Source organism: Bifidobacterium ramosum, assembly GCF_009299505.1.
GTDB lineage: Bacteria > Actinomycetota > Actinomycetes > Actinomycetales > Bifidobacteriaceae > Bifidobacterium > Bifidobacterium ramosum.
Map to the genome: position 1 here is coordinate 50877 of NZ_WBSM01000002.1, position 24534 is coordinate 75410.

Annotated in this window: 15 protein-coding genes; 11 read left to right on the plus strand and 4 right to left on the minus strand. The window is 58.8% G+C overall.

From position 1 onward, the window contains the following. Positions 1 to 29: 29 nt before the first annotated feature. Positions 30 to 1655, plus strand: coding sequence for a CHAP domain-containing protein (locus tag DSM100688_RS03080; protein WP_163146845.1), 1626 nt, complete (start codon positions 30 to 32; stop codon positions 1653 to 1655). Between the two features lie 50 nt (positions 1656 to 1705). On the opposite strand, the gene DSM100688_RS03085 is transcribed toward DSM100688_RS03080, so the two are convergent. Then, positions 1706 to 2788, minus strand: a complete 1083-nt coding sequence (locus DSM100688_RS03085; protein ID WP_152357705.1) for an acyltransferase family protein — start codon at positions 2786 to 2788, stop codon at positions 1706 to 1708. A 130-nt stretch (positions 2789 to 2918) separates the two neighbouring features. Between DSM100688_RS03085 and DSM100688_RS03090 the strand changes: the two genes are divergently transcribed. From DSM100688_RS03090 to DSM100688_RS03120, 7 genes are all read left to right on the plus strand, one after another. Then, positions 2919 to 3920 (plus strand): glycosyltransferase family 2 protein, encoded by a 1002-nt coding sequence (locus DSM100688_RS03090; RefSeq protein WP_152357706.1) that lies wholly within the window; start codon positions 2919 to 2921, stop codon positions 3918 to 3920. 100 nt (positions 3921 to 4020) lie between these two features. Further along, a complete protein-coding gene (locus DSM100688_RS03095; RefSeq protein WP_152357707.1) occupies positions 4021 to 5265 on the plus strand; it encodes a nucleotide sugar dehydrogenase in 1245 nt (414 codons plus the stop codon). 28 nt (positions 5266 to 5293) lie between these two features. Continuing rightward, positions 5294 to 7126 carry a DUF6020 family protein gene (locus tag DSM100688_RS03100; RefSeq protein WP_152357708.1) on the plus strand — a complete coding sequence of 611 codons (1833 nt, stop codon included), beginning with the start codon at positions 5294 to 5296 and terminating at the stop codon, positions 7124 to 7126. 28 nt (positions 7127 to 7154) lie between these two features. Beyond that, the gene (locus DSM100688_RS03105; protein ID WP_152357709.1) at positions 7155 to 8597 is read left to right on the plus strand and encodes an MATE family efflux transporter; all 1443 of its coding nucleotides are present in this window, start codon (positions 7155 to 7157) and stop codon (positions 8595 to 8597) included. 96 nt (positions 8598 to 8693) lie between these two features. Next, on the plus strand, positions 8694 to 9701 hold the full coding sequence (locus DSM100688_RS03110; RefSeq protein ID WP_152357710.1) for a glycosyltransferase: 1008 nt from the start codon (positions 8694 to 8696) through the stop codon (positions 9699 to 9701). A gap of 69 nt (positions 9702 to 9770) precedes the next feature. After that, a complete protein-coding gene (locus DSM100688_RS03115) occupies positions 9771 to 12014 on the plus strand; it encodes a hypothetical protein (RefSeq protein ID WP_170286270.1) in 2244 nt (747 codons plus the stop codon). An 86-nt stretch (positions 12015 to 12100) separates the two neighbouring features. Further along, positions 12101 to 13981, plus strand: coding sequence for a glycosyltransferase family protein (locus DSM100688_RS03120; RefSeq protein WP_152357712.1), 1881 nt, complete (start codon positions 12101 to 12103; stop codon positions 13979 to 13981). 79 nt (positions 13982 to 14060) lie between these two features. Here the strand turns inward: DSM100688_RS03120 and DSM100688_RS03125 are convergent, their stop codons facing one another. After that, entirely contained in the window at positions 14061 to 15902 is a 1842-nt protein-coding gene (locus DSM100688_RS03125; protein ID WP_163146846.1) for a glycosyltransferase family protein, read from the minus strand. On the opposite strand from DSM100688_RS03125, the gene DSM100688_RS03130 reads away from it, so the two are divergent. The 3 genes from DSM100688_RS03130 to DSM100688_RS03140 all read left to right on the plus strand — a co-directional run bounded on the left by DSM100688_RS03130 (position 15873) and on the right by DSM100688_RS03140 (position 20355). Beyond that, entirely contained in the window at positions 15873 to 17216 is a 1344-nt protein-coding gene (locus DSM100688_RS03130) for a DUF2142 domain-containing protein (protein ID WP_152357714.1), read from the plus strand. The two genes, DSM100688_RS03125 and DSM100688_RS03130, sit on opposite strands and share 30 nt — an antisense overlap. Before the next feature lie 76 nt (positions 17217 to 17292). Continuing rightward, entirely contained in the window at positions 17293 to 19077 is a 1785-nt protein-coding gene (locus DSM100688_RS03135) for an S-layer homology domain-containing protein (protein ID WP_163146847.1), read from the plus strand. A 75-nt stretch (positions 19078 to 19152) separates the two neighbouring features. Further along, positions 19153 to 20355 (plus strand): hypothetical protein, encoded by a 1203-nt coding sequence (locus DSM100688_RS03140; protein ID WP_152357716.1) that lies wholly within the window; start codon positions 19153 to 19155, stop codon positions 20353 to 20355. A 63-nt stretch (positions 20356 to 20418) separates the two neighbouring features. Here DSM100688_RS03140 and DSM100688_RS12265 read toward each other — a convergent pair whose 3' ends face one another. Next, positions 20419 to 22362: an excalibur calcium-binding domain-containing protein gene (locus DSM100688_RS12265; protein WP_152357717.1), complete on the minus strand. Its 1944-nt coding sequence runs from the start codon at positions 22360 to 22362 to the stop codon at positions 20419 to 20421. Positions 22363 to 22465: 103 nt separating this feature from the next. Continuing rightward, on the minus strand, positions 22466 to 24520 hold the full coding sequence (locus DSM100688_RS03150) for an immunoglobulin-like domain-containing protein (RefSeq protein ID WP_170286271.1): 2055 nt from the start codon (positions 24518 to 24520) through the stop codon (positions 22466 to 22468). Positions 24521 to 24534: the final 14 nt, after the last annotated feature.

A 24534-nucleotide genomic window follows, 5' to 3' on the forward strand; every position in this document is an offset into this window, starting at 1 on the left:
TGAGAGCGGATCGAGAAACCGAGGGTAGTATGTCTGCGCATGATGACGGATTTCGCAGAAACGGTGTCCGTGCCGTTGTGGCTGCTGCGATCGTGATGCTGAGTTTGGCACAGACGTTCGTCTATAATGCCACGGCATTGGCTGACGATGGTGGCACGGAGTCATATCAGCAGCAGCGCCCGGAGCAGGTGATGGACGATGACGCCGCGATACGTCCGAACGACACCGAGAACACGAACGATAACGATGCCGCGAATGCTGAAGTCGATAATCAGACAGACGCCGGTGCGGACGATAATGCGAGTACTGAGGATGGCGATGCCTCCGGCACGTCTGCTGAGGGGGCGAATACGGCCACGACGGATCCCTCGACGAATGGGAGCGTGAATCTTCAGCAGAACCAGAATGCGCAGGGTGCCGAGGATTCTCGCGATAATGATGCTTCTGCCGAACGTGCCGATGCCGGGGATGCTTCCGGGAGCGGTACTGATGATGCGACTTCTTCCGGTTCTCGTTCCGCCGCGGAGCAATGGTATGGCTGGAAAACAGTCAACGGTGTTCTGCGATGGTACGATCACGGTGCGTCGGGACCCGACGATTTTGCCCGTTCCAAGGAGGTATACGATCGTACCGATGGGGCATGGTATCGGCTTGACGATAGCGGCAGCAAGATCGTCAATCGGGATTACCCCGATACGAAGCATCATCGTTGGCTTCGATACGATGCCAACGGTCGTATGGTCAAAGGAATCGACTATAGATACGGCCATTGGTACAGCTTTGATCTGGTCACCGGCGCAATGCTGAAGGGGATGCACCTCATCGCCGATGGCAAAGGCCGACGATGGGTATACTACGATGTGGTCACCGGACAGATGGCATTCGGCGAACGTCGTCTCAACTACGATAAGGCACACACTGGATGGTACTATTTCAATCCCCAAACCGGCGGCGTCACTTATGGTTGGGTGCATCTGCCGGGCAAATGGGTGTACTACGGCAAGCCGGATGGCAAGATGCGCAAGGGGGCACAGCGCATCAACGGCGCCTCGTATTACTTCAATCTGACGACCGGTGCGATCACGTATGGTTGGAAGACGGTCGGAGGCAAGCGTGTCTTCTACGATCGTGCCACAGGCAAGATGGTGCATGGTTCCAAGATGATCGATGGCAGACCGTACTACTTTGACCAGCGTGACGGACACCGATATTCTCGCCGGGAGCTGATCAACCGACTGCTCGGAGTCGTGCGCAGCACCTACGGCAAGAACATTGACGCTCCTGGCGTATTGGCGGCAAACGGGGGACTGCTATGCCCCTATGGCCCGTGCATGGCATGGGTCTGGTGGTGTTTCAACAAGGCAGGCATGAGCATATTCCTGTCTGGTGGTGCGACATCCGGCTGGCCTCATCATAACTTCGACTGGTACCGCAGCCGCGGCCGCGTGAACATGACGCCCAAGGTCGGTGACCTCGCCTTCTATAAGTGGTCGGATCAGCCATGGGCGAAGAATTTGTCTGCAGCGCACGTCGGAATCGTGGTTGCGGTAAAGGGCAAACGCGTGACGATTGCCGATGCTGCATTCACCAGTATCGCTGAGCGTCCCTCATACACCGTGGCCTTGCAGGGGTATGCGGAGCCGTATTGGGATTAAACCATCCTGTCCGAGGGCGGGGCTGGTATTGATCCAGCCCCATGGTTTCGTCACGCCCTTGTGACTGCCAGATAGGGGAAAAAGAGCATATTGATGCGGGGAATGCGATACAGCACCCACGTCAATACGAGATCGATGACAATCCGCGCGCCGAACACCGGTAACCACAGCATATGGTCATCGACGATCACTGTCGATAGACGGTTCAGCAACCATATCCACGGTGCCGTGTCATCCTCCAGCAAATGCACGCATAGGAGGGCGAGACTGTTCTTTCCGATCGCGGCAAGTGCGACAGCCAGCCTATCCGCCCGGCGATCAATGAGCATGGATATGCCGAGGACACAACAGGTTCCTGCGACCGCGCCGAATACCGACAATGCGGAACGCCATCCGCCGCCATACTGATTCATGGCCATACTGAATCCAAAGAATTGCCATATCGCAACGAGCCATATGACTGCGGCGACGATCCACGGCCATGCTTTGCTGCAAAGCCAATCAACGGCGTGATAGCGTCGGCACAATGTGCCGAAATACACGAATGCGGACGCCGTCATGCCTGATTGCACGCTCCATGGAAGCCATACGAAGCGAGATGAAAAGTACCCCACGACGAATACCACGATGATGAGCACAGGCGCGAACGAAGTCCGAGCCACCGTATGCACGATGAGATGAGCCCAGAACAGCCCGAGCAGAAACCACAGTGCGCCGATGCGGAATGGCACCGGCCAGAGATAATTGGGAGCGGCATCTCCGGCACCGTAGAAGGCGGCCCGCAGCCATCCGAGGAATGTCCAGGCAGCTCCGTGGCGCAGCACCAACGCAAGCATCGAATTGACGACGACGATGCAGCCGGCGGTGATCGCATAGGTGGCCAGTAGCTCCCGGCTTTCCCTTCCCCAACGGAATGGACGTTCCGGGTGCATGAAATACCCAGAAACCATGAAGAACAGAGGCATGTGGAAGGTGAAGCAGAGATGGTAGAGCGTTTGCGCAACGACGTGTTGCGGAGCGTAGACGTTCGTGATGAGGATGCTGTGCCCGAGGATGACACAGACGATGGCCATGCCTTTAGCTATATCGAAGTACCTGATGCGAGCGGCCGTCACGCTATCTTCTCTTTCCATCGTGCTCGTTCCCAGTGCGGCCGTGAGGCCAACGGATATCATATCATCCGCAAAGCCATCCGGATGGAGAGCGGGGGCGGATCGGGCGTCGCCTTCTGGGACGCGGATCCATGCACTACACTGGAAAACCATGATTGAGGATGAACAGATTGGGTCGAAGGTCAACTGGGTTGAGGTCCGCCGGGAACCGCCTGAACTGTGTATTGTCGTACCGTGCTATAACGAGGAGCAGGTTCTCCGCCAGACCGCCGCCGTTCTCAGTGGGAAAGTCCGGTCCTTGGTCGACACCGGAGAGATCAAGCCATCCAGCGCCGTGTTGCTGGTCGATGACGGTTCTGCGGACGGTACCTGGTCGATCATCGAGCAGCTGCATGATGAAGACACCGGTCTGTTCCATGGGGTGAAGTTTTCGCATAATCAGGGACATCAGAACGCCGTGTATGCGGGATTGATGGCGGCATATGACCGGGGCTGCGATGCCGCTGTCTCCCTGGATGCAGATCTGCAGGATGATCCTGACGCGATCGATGAGATGGTTCGTGACTATCGTGACGGCAATGAGATCGTGTTCGGCGTGCGCAACAACCGAGATACGGATTCCATGTTCAAACGGTCGACCGCGGAGGCGTTCTATACGTTGATGTCATGGATGGGTGCGGATATCATTCCGGACCATGCCGATTACCGACTGATGAGTCGGACTGCGATCGAGGCGCTTTCGCGGTATACGGAGACGAATCTCTTCCTTCGCGGCATCGTGCCGTCGCTGGGCTTCTCCACGTCCGAAGTGTTCTATAAGCGTGGCACGAGAGCTGCTGGAGAATCCAAGTATCCGGTATCCAAGATGCTGTCGTTTGCCATGGAGGGGATTACGTCGTTCTCCGTCAAGCCGCTGCGCATCATCACTATGATTGGCATGTTATCCATTGTCGTGGGCATCGTGATGTTGGTGTACACTGTGGTTTCCGTATGTTCCGGCAATGCTGTGACCGGATGGGGGTCGCTGATGGTCTCCATGTGGCTGCTCGGCGGCCTGATATTGGTGTCGTTGGGCGTTGTCGGCGAGTACATCGGGCGGATCTATCTCGAAACAAAACGTCGTCCTCGGTACATCATCGAACGCATGGTGTAACTGGCGCACCGTGATTCCCCGTACTGGCATGCAGTCGCGGGATTGTCCCCGAATGGGCTAGCATGATTTTCTGTATTCATAACGTTGAAAGTAGGATGATATGAAGATTGCGGTTGCTGGCACAGGTTATGTCGGCCTGTCCATCGCCATGTTGCTGTCGCAGCACAACGAGGTGCATGCGTTGGATATCGTGCCCGCGAAGGTGGAGATGCTGAACGCCGGCAGGAGCCCGATCGTGGACAAGGAGATCACGGCGTTTCTTGACGGGAACAAGGACGGCAGCCGCCCGCTGGACTTCCACGCGACCCTGGATCCGGCCCAAGCCTACGGCGGCGCCGACTATGCGGTGGTCGCGACCCCGACGAACTACGATTCGGAGAAGAACTACTTCGACACCTCGAGCGTGGAGGCGGCGATCGAGGCGATCCGCGAGGTGAATCCGACCGCGTGGATCGTGATCAAGTCCACGATTCCGGTGGGCTACACGATGCAGGTGCGTGAACGGTTCAACGATCACCGGATCCTGTTCTCCCCGGAGTTCCTGCGCGAGGGGCACGCTCTGTACGACAACCTGCACCCGTCGCGCATCGTGGCGGGCGCCCCGCAGGACGACCCGGAGGCCGTGGCGGCGGCGAGGACGTTCGTCCAGCTGCTCGCGCACGGCGCCGACCCTGCGGAACTGACCCGCACGAATGCCGATGGTACGACCGGCATCCCCGAGATCGTGGTCGGGCCGACCGAGGCGGAGGCGATCAAGCTGTTCTCGAACACGTATTTGGCGTTGCGCGTGGCCTATTTCAACGAGCTGGACACGTATGCGGAAAGCCGTGGCCTGGACACCGGTGAGATCATCAGGGGCGTGTGCTTGGACCCGCGCATCCGCGACGACTACAATAACCCGAGCTTCGGGTACGGCGGGTACTGCCTGCCGAAGGACACGAAGCAGCTGCTGGCGAACTATCGCGACGTGCCGCAGAACCTGATCGGCGCGATCGTGGAATCGAACCGCACGCGCAAGGATTTCATCGCCTCGGAGATCGAAGCTCGTGTCAAGGACATTGACAGGCCGGTGGTCGGCATCTACCGACTGACCATGAAGTCCGGTTCCGATAACTTCCGCCAGTCCGCGATTCAGGGCGTGATGAAGCGGCTCAAGGCCAACGGCATCACCGTGCTGGTGTATGAGCCGACGCTGGACAAGTCTGATTTCTACGGCAGTGAGGTCACTCATGATCTTGCGTCGTTCAAGGAGCGTGCGGACGTGATCGTCGCGAATCGTTGGAACGTAGAACTGAAGGACGTCGCGGACAAGGTGTTCACCCGCGACCTCTTCCGCCGAGACTAGTTGCCGTCCCAGGATGAAGCGGAACGGCATGGCAGGGATTGCCGGCATTACGCTGCGTCCGCCGACGCCAGTACAGACGGTGTTGTGCGCGGCGGGCGCATTGACGATTGCGGTGGCTGATCGCGCCGCCGTATACGGGCGCATCGGACCGATGAATGGTGAGCTGTGGTTACGAGCCTGCAAGCTATTCGTTCTGCTCATGATGCTGTGTCTGTTGGGAGAGATGCTCATCACCCGGCAGACAGTGCTCTCTGTAGGTGCATTGGACGGGATCGCAAGACGAGAACCGCGCGATCGGAAGATCGTGCCTGCCGGTGTCGCCGCCGTCGTTCGATGGTGGCGACATAGTCCCGCCGTCCTTCATGTCGCCACGCTCACGATACTGATGACGCTATGTTGGCTGCCGTATATGCTCTGGCTGTTCCCGGGCATGATCTGGTATGACACCGGCGACCAGATCGCGCAGTTCTACGGTCACGCGGCAATGGGGCAGCCGGCCGGCGTCGTGTCTTCGCATCATCCGGTATTCGACACCATGGTGTTTGGATGGGCGGCCAAGGTAGGCGAATTATGGTTCGGTGGCTATCAGTCCGGATTGACGGTGCTGATACTCGCACAGGCCGTGCTGATGTGCGTCGTGCTCTCGTCCGCAGTGGTGTATGTACGCCGTGCCGGTGCACCGACGGGCACTGCAATTGCGGTATTCCTGTTTTTTGCCCTGTTTCCGGGCCTGCCGATGTTCTTCATGTCGTTGGTCAAGGACAGCGTGCATGCGGTGGTCTTCATGCCGTGGCTGCTGATGTATATCGAGGCATGCCGCAGTAGGTTGAGCGTTCTGCGGTCGGTGCCGTTTGCGGCCGGATTCATCGTGTTCGGGGTCCTGTCATCGCTGACGACTGCCACGGGCTTCTACATCACCGCATTATCCATGTTGGGGCTGCTGCTGGTTGGCCTGTGCTCCCGGCGTGGGGGCATGGCCGGATTGCGGTGTTTTGCCGGCGGAGCCGCCGTCATAGTGATCGTTATCGTGCAGCTGCTGTTTCCCATGGCTGCGCGAACCGTGCTGAACGTACACAAAGAGGATCCGAACCAGATCCTGGTCGTTCCCATGCAGATGACTGCACGATATGTCGTGGATCATGCGGATGATGTCACCGCCGAGGAGCGCGGCGTAATCGATGCCTTGAACAATGTGCCGGTTGAACGCATGCCGGAGGTGTACAACCCGTTCATCGCGGATAATGTGCTGCATCTGTCGCTCAAGGACCCCTCGTATATTCGCCAATACATTCAGGTGTGGTTCGCTCAGGGCGCGCGTCACCCGCAAAGCTATGTCAATGGGTTCGTCGCTTTGGAATCGGGGTGGTTCTCCTTGTGGAGAACGTCCAGCTACGACATGGCCCCCACCTCCCTGCAACGTTTGGACGAGCTGGCGCCAGGCGCCATTCCGAATCAAATACTGATGCTTGGCGAGAACGCCATCAGCCCGTCGTTCGCCGAGGTGATGAAGTACCGGGCGAATCTCGATGGGCAACGTGTCGTGAACCGTCTGTGGCATGTGGTTTCCACCATCCCTGTGCTGCGTCTGCTGACCTATACGGCGGTCTGGTCGTTCGTGCTTCCGCTCTTCCTGTTGTTCTGTGCGTTGCGATCGCGACGTAGCGGGAACTTCGGTCCGATGCTGATGGCCGCGGCGCCGCTGATCTGGTCGTTGCTGTCGTTGCTGCCGAACGCGATATCCATTCCGCTGAAGCCGACGGCGTCGCGGTACATCCTGTGGGCGCTGTATGTTGTGCCCGTGTACGTTGCGCTGCTCCGCGCCGACTCCATCGCCGGTAGCGGACTGCGTGACGCGCGGTGACGTTCCGCCACATCAATGAGAGGTGCCCATGCGTAAAGGTCTGATTCTGAACATCATCAGCAACCTGGTGTTCTTCGTGAGCGGATACCTCATCCACTACTATCTCGGCGGCCATACGTCGGCCGCCGCGTACGGCGTGGTCGGCACGATCATCACCGTGCTGGACTTCGAGTACATGTTCACCAGCAACGGCGCACGCCAGTCGCTGTCGCGCAACATCTCGTCCGGCAGATACAACGTGGGCGACGTGATCGTCAAGACGCTGGCGGTGCAGGCGTGCATCGTCGCGCTGTTCTTCGTGGTCAACTTCTTCGGCGCGCCGCTGTTCGGCACGGTGTTCAACGACGCGTCGCTTGACTTCTACTTCAAGCTCGCCGCGTTCCTGCCGATCTCCAACGGCCTGTACGTGATGATGCTCGGCATCAACGACGGCCTGCAGCGTTTCCAGTACAGTGCGTTCCTGTCCACGTTCTATCCGATCGTCAAGCTGGGTGTGATTCCGCTCATCATGTTCGTCTTTCCGCATGATCCGGTCATGGGCGTAGAGGTCGGCTATTTTTCGGCCATGGTGATCACGATCGTGCTCGGTCTGGCATTGTTGGCGCCGGTGTGGCCCAAGCTCAGGGCAACCGGCACCGAGCGCATCGCGATCGATGAGGTCGCGCACGGCGTATTGTCGTTCTCGTTCTTCTTCATCATGGCGTCGCTGGTGCTCAGCGCCGACACGCTGGTGGTCAAATCCGTGGTCAGTCCTGCATCGATGGCCGGCTACTACACGGGTGCCATGAACTTCGGCAAGACCACGTATTACCTGCTGCAGGCGTTCGCGGTCATCATCCTGCCGGTGGTGTCCGGGCTGATCGCCAAGGGCGATACCGAGCAGGCCGGGCGTAAGGCTCAGTCGCTGGTGCTGGTCGCCTTCGGATTCATCTTCCCGATGGCCGTGGTGATCTCCGCCACGAGCCGCGACCTGCTGACCACGTTCTACAAGCCGGAGTTCACGGTCGCGGCCCCTGCGCTGTCGTGCCTGGCCTTCTCGAGCTTCTTCATGGGTATGACCGTGGTGTTCAACATGGTGCTCAATGCGGAAAAGGACACGCATTTCTCGGACGTGCTGTCGATCGTTTCGTTGGTGCTGGTCATCCCGATCTTCGTGGTGAGCGCGCGGTTCGGCGGCATCACCGCGATCGCGGCCGCCAGCATGATCTGCACGTTCATCACGATGACGTTGTCGTACCTTGAGGTGCGGCGACGCATGATGGATGTGATGACGGCGAAGACCTGGATGGTGATCGGCGTCAATGCGGCGGTCTGGGCGGCGTTGTTCCTCGTCGGGCGCGTGGTGTCCATCCGGAACTTCTTCCTGCTTGCCTTGATTTACGCGGTGGTGTACTTCGCATACATCGGGGCGTTGTTCGTGCTCAGAATCGTTGATATCGAACAGCTTAAGGCCATGAAGGGCGACAAATAGGACAGGCGCGGGCGTTCCATACAGTCGGCTGTCAGGACTGCCTTTATATAATCAAAACCATCAATCATACTGACGAACGATAGAAAGAGCTCGATCATGCGGCTATTCATCCAGATCCCGTGCCTCAATGAGGAGAAGACACTCCCGATGGTCATGGAGAAGATGCCGAAGTCCATTCCGGGCATCGACGAGATCGAGGTCATGATCATCGATGACGGATGCACCGATCGCACCGTCGAAGTGGCGAAGAGCCTCGGCATCAAGCATGTGGTCAAGCACACCGGCACGATGGGCTTGGCCCGTGCGTTCCGCGACGGTGTCGACTACGCACTCAAGCACGGCGCCGACATCGTCGTCAACACGGACGGCGACAACCAGTATCCGTCCGACAAGATCGGCGATCTTGTGCGCCCGATCCTCGACGGCAAAGCCGACATCGTCGTGGGCGACCGCCAGACCTCCACGATCAAGGAGTTCAGCTGGTTCAAGAAGCGCATGCAGAGCTTCGGCTCGTGGGTGGTGAACAAGGCCGCCGGCACGCACATCCCGGATGCGGCGAGCGGCTTCCGCGCGTACTCCAAGAAGGCGCTGCTGCAGCTCAATATCGTCACCGAATTCAGCTACTGCATGGAGACGATCATTCAGGCAGGCAACAAGCGCATCGCCATCACCTCCGTGCCGATCACCACGAACAAGAAGACACGCAATTCGCGCCTGTTCCACAACATCTTCGAACACATGGGCAAATCGGCGGGCGCGATCATCCGCAGCTTCCTCATGTTCCGCGCGCATTCGGTGTTCAAGTGGTCGTCGGTCGTCTCCGCGGTGCTTGCGCTGTGTGTGTTCGTGCGGTATCTTGTGTTCTTTTTCTCCGGGGCGGGACGCGGCCATATGCAGTCCCTGCTGGTTGGCGCGATGCTGTTCACCTGGATGGTGCTTTCGCTCGCTCTGCTCATCATCTCCGAGCTGCTGCGCATCCACCGCCGTCTGATCGAGGACCAGCTCGAACGCACCAAGGAGATCGAATACAGTCCCGCAGCGCGCAAACTGTGGGCGGACGACGAGGAGAATGAGCTGCGCGACGGTCACGTCACACGGCACTGAATCGCTGGCGGTTTTGCGGCCGACCATGTGGCTGCCGTATCTTTTTCGTAAACGATGAAGTTGGAGCATATGACACAGCATCATGGATGTGCAACGAACGGTATGACGCGTCTGCGCAGGATCGTGCCTTTCGCCATTGCCGTGGCGGCAATCGTGATAATGGAGGTATTCGTCTTCAATCTGCCGTTTTGGCAGACCCGGAATCTGACCCCGGAGACGGCCGTCGAGGAGGAGCTGGGTAGCGGTCTGACCGTGCAGAATGACGGTACCTTGCTGGTGACCGATCCCAATGAAGCCTGGCGCGTGGTATCCAGCAGCGAGCCGATCAGGTACCTGTATGTGAATCCGTCCGACAGTGAACAGTGGATCCTACAGTATGGTGATGATATCCCGGAAGACGAACGGCAGCCGCTTTCCGTGGTGTGGCAATATTCCACCAAGAAGGCGACCGACGGTGATTGGTATGCGGCTTCGGCGCTTCAGGGATATTCTCCGGCAGCACCGTCTTCACGGTACTCCCGGGTAGACAATGGGGCGGTCAAAGTCAGGATACGTTATGTCACCTTCGTGAACGCACGCATTCCTCACACCACAATCACTGCCAATCCGAATATTCCGATGCGGTTCAGCAAACTGCGGTTGGGCATCGAGATACTGGTCGCACTGATCATCCTCGCATTCCGTCCCGGTTCGTCGCTGTACCGGAGAAAGATGGAACTGCGCAGAGTAGTCTGTTGGGCGCCGATCGCTGTGCTGACCGTCATCGAGGCGGCGTTCGCGCTCGGTCTGGTGTTCGTGACCTCGGCGCCGGAGCGCGTGAACCCCGAGTATTGGTCCGGCATCGGATCATTCTGGGCCATCGACCAGTACCAGCGTCTTGCCGACGCGCTCGTGCACGGACGCGTAAATCTTGATTATGCCGTGAATCCCGCACTCGCGGCGATGTCCAATCCGTACGATGCCGGAGGACGGTTCCAGCTGGCGTTCGCCAATCCTGATGTTCCAGTGTATTTCGACGTGGCCTTCAAGGACGGCCAGTACTACAGCTATTTCGGTGTGGTGCCGGTGCTGTTGCTGTACGTTCCCTACCTGCTGGTGACCGGCCACGCGTTGCTGACCAGTCGCGCGATTATGGTGTTCGTTGTCCTGACCACGGTGTCCAGCACTATTCTGGCGGTGCAGCTCGCACGCCTTGTCACGCGTCGGGGGAGTGCGGTTTCACTCGGCGCGGTGATGCTCGGATCCGTGTGCATGTTCCTCGGAAACGTCATTGCCATTGTCGTACCATATGGCTTGTTCTACCCAATTCCGCAGGTATGCGCCGTGATGTTCGGCATGCTGGGATTGTCCTGTTGGATCGAAGCGAAGATACGTGGCCTAAGCAAGGTGTGGATCGCGTTTGGATCGCTGTGCATGGCGTTGACCATCGGCTGCAGGCCTCAGGTGGTGCTTGCATCCCTGCTGGCGTTGCCGCTGTTCTGGAATGACATCGTGACGTTGTGGCAGGAGGGTTGGCGGAGCCTGCGTGCGTTCGGACGCGAGGCCGCCGTATGGCTGTGCGCTGCCGTGCCGTATGCGCTCGTCATCGCCGGACAATTTGCGTATAACGCGGCCCGGTTCGGCAAAATCACCGATTTCGGATCGAACTATAACCTGACCGGCTATGACATGACGCACAATGAGGTCGGCATCAGCCGGTATATATCCTTCTTCTTCTATTATTTCTTCCAGCCGCCGAACCTGTCGGGCCGGTTCCCGTTCGTCAACGAGGTGCTGTGGCCGACCGTCACCTTCCGCTCGTATCACTACAATGTGGGCAGTTATTTCCTGGCGATCGCGCCGTTCGCCCTGATCGTGTTCACGGTGTTCGCATGGCGCGCCGCCATGCGGCGGATCCAGGTGATGGGACTGTACGTCGCATCGGGTATTGCCGTGTTCATGATGTTCATTGTCAATTCGCGAGCGAACGGCGTTGACTTCCGATATACGATCGATTTCGGATGGCTTATCGTCGTTGCGATGCTGCTCATCGTATACGTTGCCGATGCAACTACCCGAGATGTCGGTGATGATGCGGCTGACGAACTGTCGAATGTCGGTTCCTCTGGTGGGGCATCGGGTATCGTTGCATCGTCCTTGCGCAGGATCCTGCACACGAATGTGTTCGGTTTCCTGACGCTCGGTATCGTGCTGTCGCTGCTGATGACGGTGTTCAAGCAGTGCATGGCCAGTGCGACGAACCTTGTCCCGACCATGAACATGGATGTGGACCGTTGGTGGGACATGGCTTCGTGGTTCATCTTCCTGCAATAGATGCCGCGCATCGGTCTGCTGAAGATCGATGCGGGCTACTATGATGTTTTCTCGGTCATACTGCACGCTCGTCTGTAAGGTAACGCATGTCTCAGATCAAATTCGCCAATATCCTGCTGGAGAGGAACCCGCGCTCGCTGAGCTATCCTTCCCTGTACTGCAAGGCCGACGGCCCGGTCATCGAGGATGAGACAGCCGCGGATGGCTCTTGGCTGCTCTACGCCAAAGGCGAGTACGACTTCTCCACCTACTTCAACTCACTGTCGGTGCAGAAGCTGCGCAAGTACACAAACGCGTCCCGGTTTTTCCTGCACCTCGAGCTGAAGGGCGCCGTAGCCCACGTTCTGCAGACCAAGGGCGGCGTGTTTTCCGCGCATCCGGAGCCGGTCGAGGCCGTAACGGCGGACTTTCCGGCGTCTGACGACTGGCAGAGTGTCGATCTCGAACTGGAAGTGGACGACGACGCCGTGCTGGTCGGATTCACCATCGTCACCGAAGGTCGAGTCGCCATTCGGAATAGCTACTATTCACTGGAATACGACGGTGAGCTGCGTCCCATCGAGCTGGTGCTGGCAACCACCACGTTCAAGAAGGAAAGCTTCATTGAGCGCAACATCGGTCTGGTCAAGGATCAGATCCTCGGCTCCGGCGAAGACATCGCTGATCACTTCCACATGTACGTCATCGACAACGGCCGTACCCTCGACGCCGACACGCTGAGTGACGAGCACGTCACCGTGCGCCCGAACCAGAACGTCGGTGGTGCCGGTGGCTTCACCCGCGGCATGATCGAAGCCATGGAGCAGCCGGTGCCGGCCACGAACATCCTGCTTATGGATGACGACGTGGCCGTCTCTCCGGAAAGCATCAAGCGCACCTACAATCTGTTGCGGCTGCTCAAGCCCGAATACCATGACGCGATGATCTCCGGCGCGATGCTCAATTACGAAATCGGCGAGGACCAGTGGGAAGACACTGGCTGGATGACTCCGGAAGGCACGTTCTCCCCAGCCAAACCTGGTCTGCGCCTTACCAAGTACGAGGACGTCATCTTCAACGAGACGTTCAAACTGCCGAAGGTCATCCGCGAAAGCCACCAGCGTTACGCCGCATGGTGGTACTGCTGCATCCCGATCAGCGTCATCAAGGAGAACGGTTTGCCGCTGCCGGTGTTCGTACGCTGCGACGACGCCGAGTACGGCGTGCGCTGCGGCAAGGAGTTCATCACGATGAACGGCCTGTGCATCTGGCACATGTCGTTCCACGTGCGTTACAATGCGGCCGTTGAGCGGTACCAGACCACGCGCAACACGATGATCGCCCAGTGCACCACCGGTTTTGCGCCGAAGTCCGACTTCATGTACGAGCTGCATAACAACATTCGCCTCGAGCTCAAGAAGTTCGGCTATGAGAACGCCGAGCTGTGCCTCGACGCGTTTGAGGATTTCCTCAAGGGCCCGAAGTTCATTGCTCAGCCCGGCGCCGCAGAGAAGGCGTTCATGGACGCCAACAAGCACAAGGAGAAGATGGTCTCCTTCGAGGAGGTGCAACGACGTGCCGAGGAGCTCGGCATCGAAGGTTTTGACCTGAGCCAGATCGACCGTCAGCTCGTCGATGGCGACAAACCGCGCACCCGCTTCGAGCGCCTCGAGGATTACGTGACCAACAACGGCCAGCGCTTCTTCAAGTATGAGGGCGAAGGCTACGCGGTCATCCCGGTGCTCGGATGGACGTACCCGGCCGGTGCGATCCACAACAAGAAGTACCTCATCGTTATCGACTGGTACAACAAGAAGGGTGCCATCCGAGTCAAGGATCCCAAGCGCTATGCGGTCATCGCCAAGCGCTACGAACGCGACCTCAAGTACTACAAGAAGAACATCGAGCGTTTGCGCAAGGAATACTCCGCTGCGCGCGAAGAGTTGACCTCCGTCAAGTACTGGAAGCACTATCTCGATATGGACTGATCGTCTTCGGCAGTACCGGACGATTCCGCTGCAGGCAATGGGGTGGGTGGCTGACGGGCCGCCCACCCCATTGCGTTTATCACGCGTGAATCCTGAATCCGAGGCAGCGCCGGAACAGCAGATCGCCCGTTGCCGCCAGACCGTCCGCGGCCAGCGGCATAAGCATCAGGGCGAAGGGGAAAGTGTAGACGCTTTTCGCTTCCCAGAGCAGGAAACATCCGAAACCGCCCAGCAGAATCATCGCAAGGAACAACATCGTATCCGAGCGGGTCGTATCATCGTTCGGCTGCTGCATCCAACGCCGATGCAATCCGGTTGCCATACCGACGCCGGCAAACGTATATACGACGGTCTGATGAATGTTGGCGAAGGACAGCGCGATCGTATTGCTTCGTCCGAAGAACAGCAACGATGCGATGGGACCATTGCTCCGACGCTCGGCCAAAGCCGAATAATACAGTGTCTGATAGGTGGGTTCCGCCCATTCCGAGGCGAGTTTGTTGACGACAAACGAGACTGCGGATAGCGGGTTGGCGGCGAAACCATGCAATGCGGCGGCAATGGTCGCATTGGCGGCCTGCTGCATCAAGACGGTGTCTCCGCCGGTCCTCCGATACACCTGAATCGCCTCGTTATACCACCATCCCGGCATGGTCGTATAGGTGCTGTTCTGCGTCAGTCCGATGGCGATCCAGGAGGATTGGGGAAGTCCCGGGCCAAAGTGCTGACCTACCGCATGCTCGACAATCAGCAGGGGAATGACCGACGCCTTGTTCGCCGCGTACAACAGAGCGAATGTGACGGGAACCATCCAATACCGTCGGTCGCGGATCGCGCAGATGCCCAGCACCAGCGCATAGGCGATCACAAACAGGATCACGGTTCCTTTGATCATGACGGCCACGGCCCCGATCACGAAGCACAGCACGATCCACGCCATGCAGGCGAGGCTGGATCGCTGCCGTACGGCCCGTAACGCAGCCATCAGCGACAACATCACGAAGAACAGTCCGGCAGTATTCGGATATATGAACGCCGCCGACGTGACGAACGGCATCGAAGTCATGATCAGCAGCGTCTCCATGCGCTGTCCCTGCTCGGAAAGACCGAGCGCGGCCCCGATACGCTGCAGCATATATCCGATGCCGCCCAGCATGATCGCGTTGATGATTTGAAACGCGAACAGATTGCCTGTGCCGAACAGTTTGAAGACTAGGGCGAACCACAGCATCGCGCCGGTCTGGAACGGATACCAGGAGAAATAACTGTAGGTGGACAACAAAGAGTCGGGCTGTGGAACGAATTCAGCGACCTTGCCTTCGACCAAGGCGTTGGCGGCGTTGATCAGACTGGTCGAATCGCTGTAGTCGTAGACTTTCCCGGTGATGTTCAAAGCCGTGATCCACAATACGGCCATGGACAGCGTATATATGCCGGTGAACAGTCCCAGTCTCGTCTTCGGAATGATGCTCGTCCATAGTCTGGCGATGACGATGACCACGGCGCTCAAGATTATGACCCCTAATATGAACCACATGGATGGCAGGCCATGATGCAGCGTCATTCCCTCGCGGAACACGCGTCCCAGCTTCGGATCGTCGACAGGATTGAAATACCCGGTTGACAGGATTGACAGCACTGCAAGAAATATCAGTACCGCCAGTGCCAAGGCAAGAGTGGCCACCTGCAGCGTGGTCGAAACTCGCGTCGAGAGCGGAGCGGCGGTGTGATCGAAGCATGAACGATGGTGTCGCACGAAATCCTTATGATAACGGCCACTTCGGATGTGTTCGATATGATGGCAGGCAGAATGGCCGATGATGACACGACGGTGGTGTGACCGCGTGCCGCCCGGTATGGGCCGCACGAACCCCGTGCGAGGGAGGAAGACATGGCGGAATGGCGGCATGCCGCTTGCCAAGCGGTGATATCCAAGCTGGCAGAAATCAAACTGGAACTGCTCTACGGCATGGTGACTGTGGTGTCGGGACTCATACTCATCTGCAATGACCGATATCCGGCGCGCAATGACCGCGGCACGCATTGGCGGCGCGCCCAGCAGATCGCATCCGGCCAATGGCTGCCGCAGCCCAGCCCTGACGGCCGTGATCTATGGGGCTGGTACAACCCCGATGGCGTGTTTGAAGCGTTCAACAACACTGCGGTGAACTCGCCGTTTGCATACTATCCGTCGCTCGTCGCCGGTTTCATCAGACAACACGATTTCGCGCTTGCATCCGTGGTGACATTGCTCTGTTCGACGATAGCGGTGATCGCGGCCATCCGCCTGGCGGGGAGTGCGCGATATGCCGTCGCCGCGGTCGCGCTGCTGCCGACGGTGTTCTTTTCGTTCACGTTTCCGACGGCGGATGCGGTCACCAATGCCGTATCGCTGCTGATCATGGCGTATGTGTTCCGATGCCGGCAGTGCAGCCGTTTGACATGGCCGCACATCATCGGCCTGTCCGTGCTCGCCGTCGCATGCTGCCTTTCGAAAAGCACATGCGTCATGTTGCTGTTGCCCGTGGTGATGCTGGGATTTGCCGCGGATCCTGACGCAGAGGAAGGCCGCCGAAGATTCCGCTGCGACTGGCGTGTGCTGATTCCTGCGGCTTGCGGATCGGCGGCGTTTCTGGCGTGGACGAGTCGCATTGGTGACATTCCGCCTTTGATCGGGTCGAATTTCGACCTTGCGCAGTATCAGGAGGCCAAGCGGCTGCTCCTTGGTCATCCGGCTGATTTCGTGCGCACGTTGTGGGTCACGTTGATTCAGCCGCTTGATCTGAATGCCGAGTTTGATCGGCATAATATGGCGCGCAACCTTCAGCTCTTCACCGGAACGGAAGACACCATGCTGCCCAATTCGGTGATGCTGTGTGTGCTGCTGGCATGCGTGTTGCTGGCTCTGAAAGGGAGCGGCTTCACGCGCATGCTGCTACCCAGTGATCGTGCGGCGTTGGTGTTGACGGTCATCGGTTTTTACGTACTGACCTGTGCGGCGATGATGCTGGTGGGACGTGGCGTCGTCTTGACCGCCGATAGATTGGGGACGTACGCCGACGGCATGCAAAGCCGGTATTTCGTCCCAGTTCTTGTCCCGTTGCTCGCGTTGCTGCCGGATTTCGGGTTGCGCGTGCGCAAGACGATTACACTGAACATGTGGATAGGCGGACTGGTCGTCTGCGGCTATGCGTTGCTGCTGTGCAGTCATCTGACCGAATTCGTCATCGTATGAGGGGTGCCGTGGTCGTGTCGACGGCACGATGGTGGCAGGTGTGGCATGCAGCCATCCACTCGGGAAGAAGGCCGGTATGAAGAAGCGTACTCTACGGGTTGCCGTTGCATTGCTGGTAGGAATGCTCACGGTCCACGTGCCGTTCGCGTATGCGGATACGGCCGAGACGGCTCCCGCATCCGCCGTCACGTTCGTCTACGGTACACCAAGCGGCCCGTGGTACCGCGATGTGCGTATCGGCAGCGCTTCAGCCGACGACAATGCGGGTGGCGACACGGACGGTCGGTTGTCCGCAGAAGACGATGCGATGGTGCCGTCGGTTGCCGTCACCGCGCACGGATTGGACGCCGGCGTGACATATTGTGCGAATCTCAACCAGTTCTCCGACCCGCGTACGTATTACAGCGACGGATATGACGGCTCATGCGCCGTTGCCGACGCGACGGGATCGGCGGTATTCCGTATCCGTCTCGTGGCGGGCACCACCGATTGGGAGACGCTTTCACCATACGTGCACGATGGCGTGATCCAACTGTATGCACACGTGGCGCGCAAAGACGGGATCGTCAATGGCATTGCCGCCCCCGTCGCATCTGATATGGCGGGCGTATCCGTTCCCGTGGCATCGGTTTCCGATCTGGTGACGCTCGCAGAACCTCGTTTGAGCGTTACGGACGGTGTGGTGACGGTACGGTACGACTACCGTGTGCACACGGCACTCGCCAAGGTCGTCGCAGGCTCCTGTATCGCGTTCGATGCGTTCCGTATGACGGATCTCATGGTGACGGACAAAACGAATGCGCAGTACCTGTATCTCGACACCGTAGATCCGCTGACCAATGAGACCGCGTATTGCGGTGGAACCGATGACGCCGACGCGACGAGCGTCACGGTTTCCGCCGATACCGGCAAAGGATCCGTCACGTCAGTCGAGCCACGTACCAGCGAGACATTGCCGGTCGCCGATTATCGGTACCGACGCCTGTGGGTCGCATCGCATCCGTCGGTGGTTGCAGACGGTGGGAACCATATGGTATCGGACTCGGTGCAGGTGACGGATACTGCTGCGGTGGCTGACTCACGTGGCACGACGGTGGAGAACGCGGTGCGCACGGTCATCCGTGCCAACCGCGGCGTGGCGAATGAGCCATTGGCGTCGGTGCGTGCCTCGTTGCAGTTTCGGTTTCGTGATGGATCGTATGTGGCGTTGCCATTCGTTGCGGTAACGACGGATATCTCGCAGGTCGCAGATGAATCGCTGGGTAAGTGCACGGCATCGTTCGATGACGTGACCGCGGCCACTCCGCATGCGGATGATATTCGATGGCTCTCGTGCCGCGGCATCGCCGCCGGTTGGACTGATGCCGCCACAGGCGCGGCCGTGTTCCGTGGCATGAGTCCTGTGAAACGTCAGGATATGGCCGCGTTCCTGTACCGTTTGGCAGGATCTCCGCTGTTCGACGAGACGAAGGCCGATAATCCGTTCGTGGACGTGGACGACGGCACCCCGCACTGCAAGGAAGTGCTGTGGCTGGCGGCTGCCGGCATTGCCGAGGGGTGGACGGAAGACGACGGTTCCAGAACGTTCCGCGGCGACGCCACGGTGAAACGTCAGGATATGGCCGCGTTCCTGCGGCGGTTCGCAACGTATATGGGCGCGAATCCTTCGCTTGGCAACGGCATGACGTTCGCTGATGTCGATGCGCAGACACCGCATGCGGAGGATATCGTATGGCTGGCGCGTGCCGGCATAACGACCGGTTGGCTGACGAAGAACGGCGCGCATGAGTTCCGCGGCGGCAGCATGATCCTGCGTCAGGACATGGCCGCGTTCCTGCGTCGTGTGGGATCCGGCGTATGACGATGACAATGTGCGTTCAAGATCAAGGCAGTACGGCATCTGTGACTGGAAGGGGACGGTTCTCTGTGACCCATCGTGGCGGGACCGACCGCGCTTTATAATGATGCTGTCCGACATGAGAGAAGAGAAGGGACGTATTCGATGATGAAGAGATCAAGCCGTAACGGTGCGGGTGTAGCCCGCGATATGAGAGCCGTTGGCACTGTCAAACGTGTGGTGAAAGCGGCGGTGGCCTCCCTTGCCGCAGTGACGTGCATGGCTGCGATGGCGGTGCCTGCACAGGCGAAATGGGTGCTGTACATCGAGAACTCTTGCATGTGGGTTGATGATCCGACGGTCGGCGAAGACATATGCCCGGGTGCATTCGCCAACGCATCTCCGGCATTTGGCGCGAAAAAGAGCAACATACAGTACAAGGGTTATGACCATTTCCGTGATTTTCGCGGCGGATTGTCGGTGAAACGTCAGGATATGGCCGCATTCCTGTACCGTTGGGCTGGCTCTCCGGCCTTCACCCCGTCCGCGAAGGACAAGGCGTATTTTGCGGATGTCACCAGTGCGACGCCGCATGCGAAGGAGATTTGGTGGATGGCGTCGAAGGGCATCTCCACCGGGTGGCAGCGTGCGGACGGTTCCCGCGTATACCGGGGCATGGGCGCTGTGGTGCGTCAGGACATGGCGGCGTTCCTGCATCGCCTGGTCGGAAGCAACGGGCCCAAGGTGGATGCTCCGTCACAGATCTCGTTTACGGACGTGAACGCCGACACCCCGCATGCGGAGGATATCGCATGGCTGGCGTCCGTCAACGTGACCGAGGGATGGAAGCAGTCCAATGGTGCTCATGTGTTTCGCGGTACGCGGGCGATCGTGCGTCAGGATATGGCCGCGTTCCTCAATCGTCTGGCCGGCATAGATCTCAACTCGCTCGACGCGTTCACCGATTCGTACTGGAGTGGTTATCTGTCGCTTTCGGGAGACAACATCACCAATGCGGTGTTCGTGGACGTCAGTGACCGCACGCCTCATTGGAAAGAGATCGCATGGATGATGTATTACGGCATCTCCCTAGGATGGCCGCATAAGCGTCCGACCGGTCTTTCGACATGCAGTGCCAAGGATTACGGGAAGATCAACGTCCTTACTTTCGGCAATCCTCCTTCCAGTCGTAAGGAATTCGTCAACCGTGCGGGAGTCACCGAATGCAGGCCGGACGGATACTGGTATCCGGTCATGTACCACAGCATCGATGAGGTTCCAAGCAACATTGTCTTCGACTGATCATGCAGTGAAAGAGGCTCGGAGATATTTTCTCCGAGCCTCTTTCACTATGTCGGGACGCCGTTATTCGCAGGCTACGCCGTCGCCGTCACGATCGAGTCCGGGACGATATCCCGGCTGGCCGCGGTGGAGCGGGGCCTTGCCGGCGGCTTTCACCTCGGCGCAGTTCTTGTAGTACACGTCAGACGGCGTGGCATCGGTGTTATCGGAGCCTCCCTTGCCGAGTTCGGCAAGCCGGTGCAGGAACGCGGCCATATCCTGACGAACCACCGAATTCGTGCCGCGGAAGGTCTTGGATCCGTCCTTTTCGGTCCAGCCGGTTGTTACGCCGGTGCGGGCCAGCCATGCGATGTCAGCCGCATGCGGCGTCAATACGTTCACGTCCTTGAACGACACGCTCTTGCCCAACGCTGGCTTGAGCTTCATATGGTTCGCGAGCCGATGCAGGAATGCGGCCATGTCCTGACGTTTCACCGCGTTCATGCCGCGGAAGGTCTTGGATCCGTCCTTTTCGGTCCATCCGGTCGTCACGCCCGTCGACGCGAGCCACAGGATCTCCTTGTAGTGTGGGGTCTTCGACGTGACGTCGCGGAACGGGTTCTTCGCCTTGCTGGCATCGAATGTCGGGGAGCCTGCCAGACGGTACAGGAACGCGGCCATATCCTGACGGACCACTGCGTTCATGCCGCGGAACGTATAGGTGCCGTCCTGTTCCTTCCATCCGGTCGAAATGCCTTCCGTGGCCAGCCACTTGATGTCGGAGACGTGTGGCGTTTTCGAGTTCACGTCGCGGAAGGAGATGACGGCGGATTCTGAATTGCCGCCGGAATTACCGGGCTTGCCGGTGTCCGAGTCGTTCCCGGAATTGTCTGGCTTGCCGGTGTCGGGGGCACTTGGCTTGCTGGTGTTCTGCTCGACCTTCTTCCATTGCGCGTACAGCGTCATCGAACCGTTCGCGCCGGCCATGTCGCCTGGTTCGTACGCCGTGCCGTTGCCGTCCTTCGCGGTATTCCAATTGACGAACGTGTACCCGCCACGGGTGAACCCGTTTTGTGCCACGTTGAAATACGGCATGTATTGGTCGAGCTTCTGCGCGGCTGTGGAGCCGCCGGTGGCGCCGTTGCCGTCATAGGTGACGACAGCCGGTATGTTGGTCACATCGATCTTCGCGTGCAGCACCTGACCGTTGCCGATCGCGTACGTGTATGTCACCGTACTCGTCAGATCCTTCAGCGTCGTGCCGGACAGCGTCGCTCCCTTGACATCGCTGACTTTGGTCGCATCGAACCATGGCACCAACGTCCTCATGTCGACCGAACCGGACTTGGGGTAGCTCAGCTCGTATCCGCGCTCGTACGGATCCCACCCCTGTACCGGCTGCCTGTCCTTGTTCTGATCGTTGGTGAACGTGATGCCCGAGCCGGCCTTCAGCGCCAGCAGCGGGTTGTAGTCGATCCACGAGCTGGTGATGTTCGCGTATGGAGACAGGTCGAGCGAGGACAGATGGTTGCCTGCGACGTTGAGCGTCTGCAATTTGGGGTTGTGCGAGACGTCCAGTGACGTGAGTCCAGCCATGTTCGCGGCGAAGAACCACAGGTCCGGGTTATGCGACAGGTCGACCTTGGTGAGGTTGTGGCTGTTGCACAGGCTGACGGACTGCAGTTTGGGGTTGTGCGACAGGTCGATGCTGGACAGGTTGTTCGAGTACAGATTCAGGTTGCGCAGATTCGGGAAGTATTCGATGCCCTTGGCATTGTGGACCTTGACCGAATCGGGGTCACTGGGCGTTTTCGCCAGCTGGATGTCGACGAACAGGTCGGCTTCGATGGCGCTCAGTGCATTGTCGTGGTTGAGATCCGCATGCTGCTGCACGTAGGCGCGCAGTACGGGATCCGGGAACGTGGTCACGTCGATCGGGGTTCCAGCATCTGCGGCCATCGCCTGGGCGGGAGCCGTCAGCATGGCTATGACCGCCGCGATTCCTAGATATCGTGAGATTGTTCTCATGATGCTCCTTCTTTCTTCCGTCGTTATCCACCCTACTCCGGATCCGTGCGACGGATACTATGCAAGACTATGCAAGACGTGATGATTTCCGGCTGCAGCGCTGTCATCGTCCTTGGACATTGGGTACCGGATACATCCATGACGTATCCGCAAGATCCACACCCGATATGGTGTCGGGATCGATGATGCCCGATGAGGTATACGGTGTCGCGTTGAAGTAGTAGCTCACTCCCTTATAGACCACAACCATTTTGTAATGGTTGTTCTTCCATTCCTGAGACCCGTACGGATAATCGCCGTACATGCTTCTGGCCGGTTCGTCCCACCCGCCGATACGATTGGCGATCTCGGCCAACACAGCCGGTGAGACATAGGAATCCCACGTTTTTCGTATCCAGAACGGTTGATCGGACGCTCTGTCGCCCAATGCAAGATCGACCGGCATCAGTTGCCCGTCATCGCCGCGCATGCTGAGATAGTAGGTGAATCCCGCATCGTCCCGTAGATAGTCGGTGATGGCGTCCATCTTCTCGACAGGAGTCATGGTTGCGGTCGAGTGTCGGGCGATGATGCCATCGATCCACGCGGTTTCCTCCTTGTCGTAATCGCTGGCCGTCAGCGTGAATTGCCGTACTGATTGGATGGTGTCCTTGCCGTCGGCGCTCGACCAGCTGAAATCGTATTCGTTGGTCGGGTCGGGAACGTCCAATGTGCCCACGAAGCCGCCGGGAGCCTTCCGCAGCTTGTGGACGTAACCGTCGTCGGTGCAGTCGATATTGGATTTGGAGAGATCCAGATAAGCGCAGGCGTCGGCGCCGCTCAGGTCGACGAAGGTCGTTCCGTTGATGGTGACGTTCAGACTGTCCGGATTCGGATCGTTCGTTTTCACATAGATGAAGACGCTGTCGCCGTAGATGCCGTCCTTTGCGTAATTGCGGAGGAAATAGAACTGATAGTCGTACACTGATTCCACGGTGCAACGCAGCGTGGAGTTCCCGATACGCGCCGTGATGGTCGCCGTTCCGCCCTGTTTGGCGGTCAGCAATCCGTGTGCGTCAACCGATACCACACCGGGTTTGTCACTGGACCATCGGGCCGCGTCGAGATTCTTGTTATCGAGTTGAACGGTTTTCCCGACCTGCATGCGCATGCTGGGGCCGTTGTCCCACGGCACTGGATTGACAGTTACGTAACGTGTGACATCGGCCTGATTACCCGCGCTGTCTGTCACCTCGTATTCCACCGTGAACAGGCCCGCGGTCGTGACGTCCACGTTGTTGGAGACGATGCGGATTTGGTTTGTAACGTTGCCATCGTGGTTGTCTGTCGCCGTGACTCCGGCCATGGGGTCGAATTTCGTGTTGAAGTCAAGGGTGATGTTCTGCACGCCGCTGAAGATGGGGGCTTCCGTGTCTGGTTCGGCATCGGGAGTCGTTGGTTTGTTTGGTTTTGTTGGTTCGCTTGGCTGCGATGGCTTGTCGGGTTGTGATGGTTTGTCAGGAGTTGTCGGTTTGTCGGGCTGCGGTGATTGGGCAGTCAGTACGTTGGTGTTCATTCTGTGCAGGAAGGCGGCCATGTCCTGGCGCACCACCGGCCTCATGCCACGATACGTCCTCGAACCGTCCCTCTCCGTCCAGCCCGTCGTCACGCCCGTCTTCGCCAGCCACGCGATGTCAGCGCTATGCGGAGTGGAAGCGGACACGTCCCCGAACGCGACGTCTGCACCCAGCGCCGGGCTGGCCTTCTCATAATCGGCCAGACGACGCAGGAACGCGGCCATGTCCTGGCGCACCACGCTGTTCATCCCGCGGAACGTCCTCGAACCGTCCCTCTCCGTCCAGCCGGTCGTCACGCCCGTCGACGCGAGCCACAGGATCTCCTTGTAATGCGGCGTCTTCGACGTGACGTCACGGAACGGGTTCCCCGCCTTCGACTCGTCGAACGCGGGACTGCCCGCCAGACGATACAGGAACGCCGCCATATCCTGACGCTTCACACTGCTCATCCCACGGAACGTGGCAGAGCCATCGGCCTCCCTCCAACCGGTCGAGATACCCGCGGAGGCCAGCCACTCGATATCATCCACATGCGGCGTCGACGACGACACATCGCGGAAGGAAGATGCCGCAAATGCCGCCGGAGTTTCGACCATAACCATGGTCGCAGAAATCA

Bases quoted from the DNA above. Each gene is read 5' to 3' on its own strand.
- DSM100688_RS03080 (WP_163146845.1), top strand. From the start codon at position 30: ATGTCTGCGCATGATGACGGATTTCGCAGAAACGGTGTCCGTGCCGTT.
- DSM100688_RS03085 (WP_152357705.1), bottom strand. From the start codon at position 2,788: ATGGAAAGAGAAGATAGCGTGACGGCCGCTCGCATCAGGTACTTCGAT.
- DSM100688_RS03090 (WP_152357706.1), top strand. From the start codon at position 2,919: ATGATTGAGGATGAACAGATTGGGTCGAAGGTCAACTGGGTTGAGGTC.
- DSM100688_RS03095 (WP_152357707.1), top strand. From the start codon at position 4,021: ATGAAGATTGCGGTTGCTGGCACAGGTTATGTCGGCCTGTCCATCGCC.
- DSM100688_RS03100 (WP_152357708.1), top strand. From the start codon at position 5,294: ATGGCAGGGATTGCCGGCATTACGCTGCGTCCGCCGACGCCAGTACAG.
- DSM100688_RS03105 (WP_152357709.1), top strand. From the start codon at position 7,155: ATGCGTAAAGGTCTGATTCTGAACATCATCAGCAACCTGGTGTTCTTC.
- DSM100688_RS03110 (WP_152357710.1), top strand. From the start codon at position 8,694: ATGCGGCTATTCATCCAGATCCCGTGCCTCAATGAGGAGAAGACACTC.
- DSM100688_RS03115 (WP_170286270.1), top strand. From the start codon at position 9,771: ATGACACAGCATCATGGATGTGCAACGAACGGTATGACGCGTCTGCGC.
- DSM100688_RS03120 (WP_152357712.1), top strand. From the start codon at position 12,101: ATGTCTCAGATCAAATTCGCCAATATCCTGCTGGAGAGGAACCCGCGC.
- DSM100688_RS03130 (WP_152357714.1), top strand. From the start codon at position 15,873: ATGGCGGAATGGCGGCATGCCGCTTGCCAAGCGGTGATATCCAAGCTG.
- DSM100688_RS03135 (WP_163146847.1), top strand. From the start codon at position 17,293: ATGAAGAAGCGTACTCTACGGGTTGCCGTTGCATTGCTGGTAGGAATG.
- DSM100688_RS12265 (WP_152357717.1), bottom strand. From the start codon at position 22,362: ATGAGAACAATCTCACGATATCTAGGAATCGCGGCGGTCATAGCCATG.
- DSM100688_RS03150 (WP_170286271.1), bottom strand. From the start codon at position 24,520: ATGGTTATGGTCGAAACTCCGGCGGCATTTGCGGCATCTTCCTTCCGC.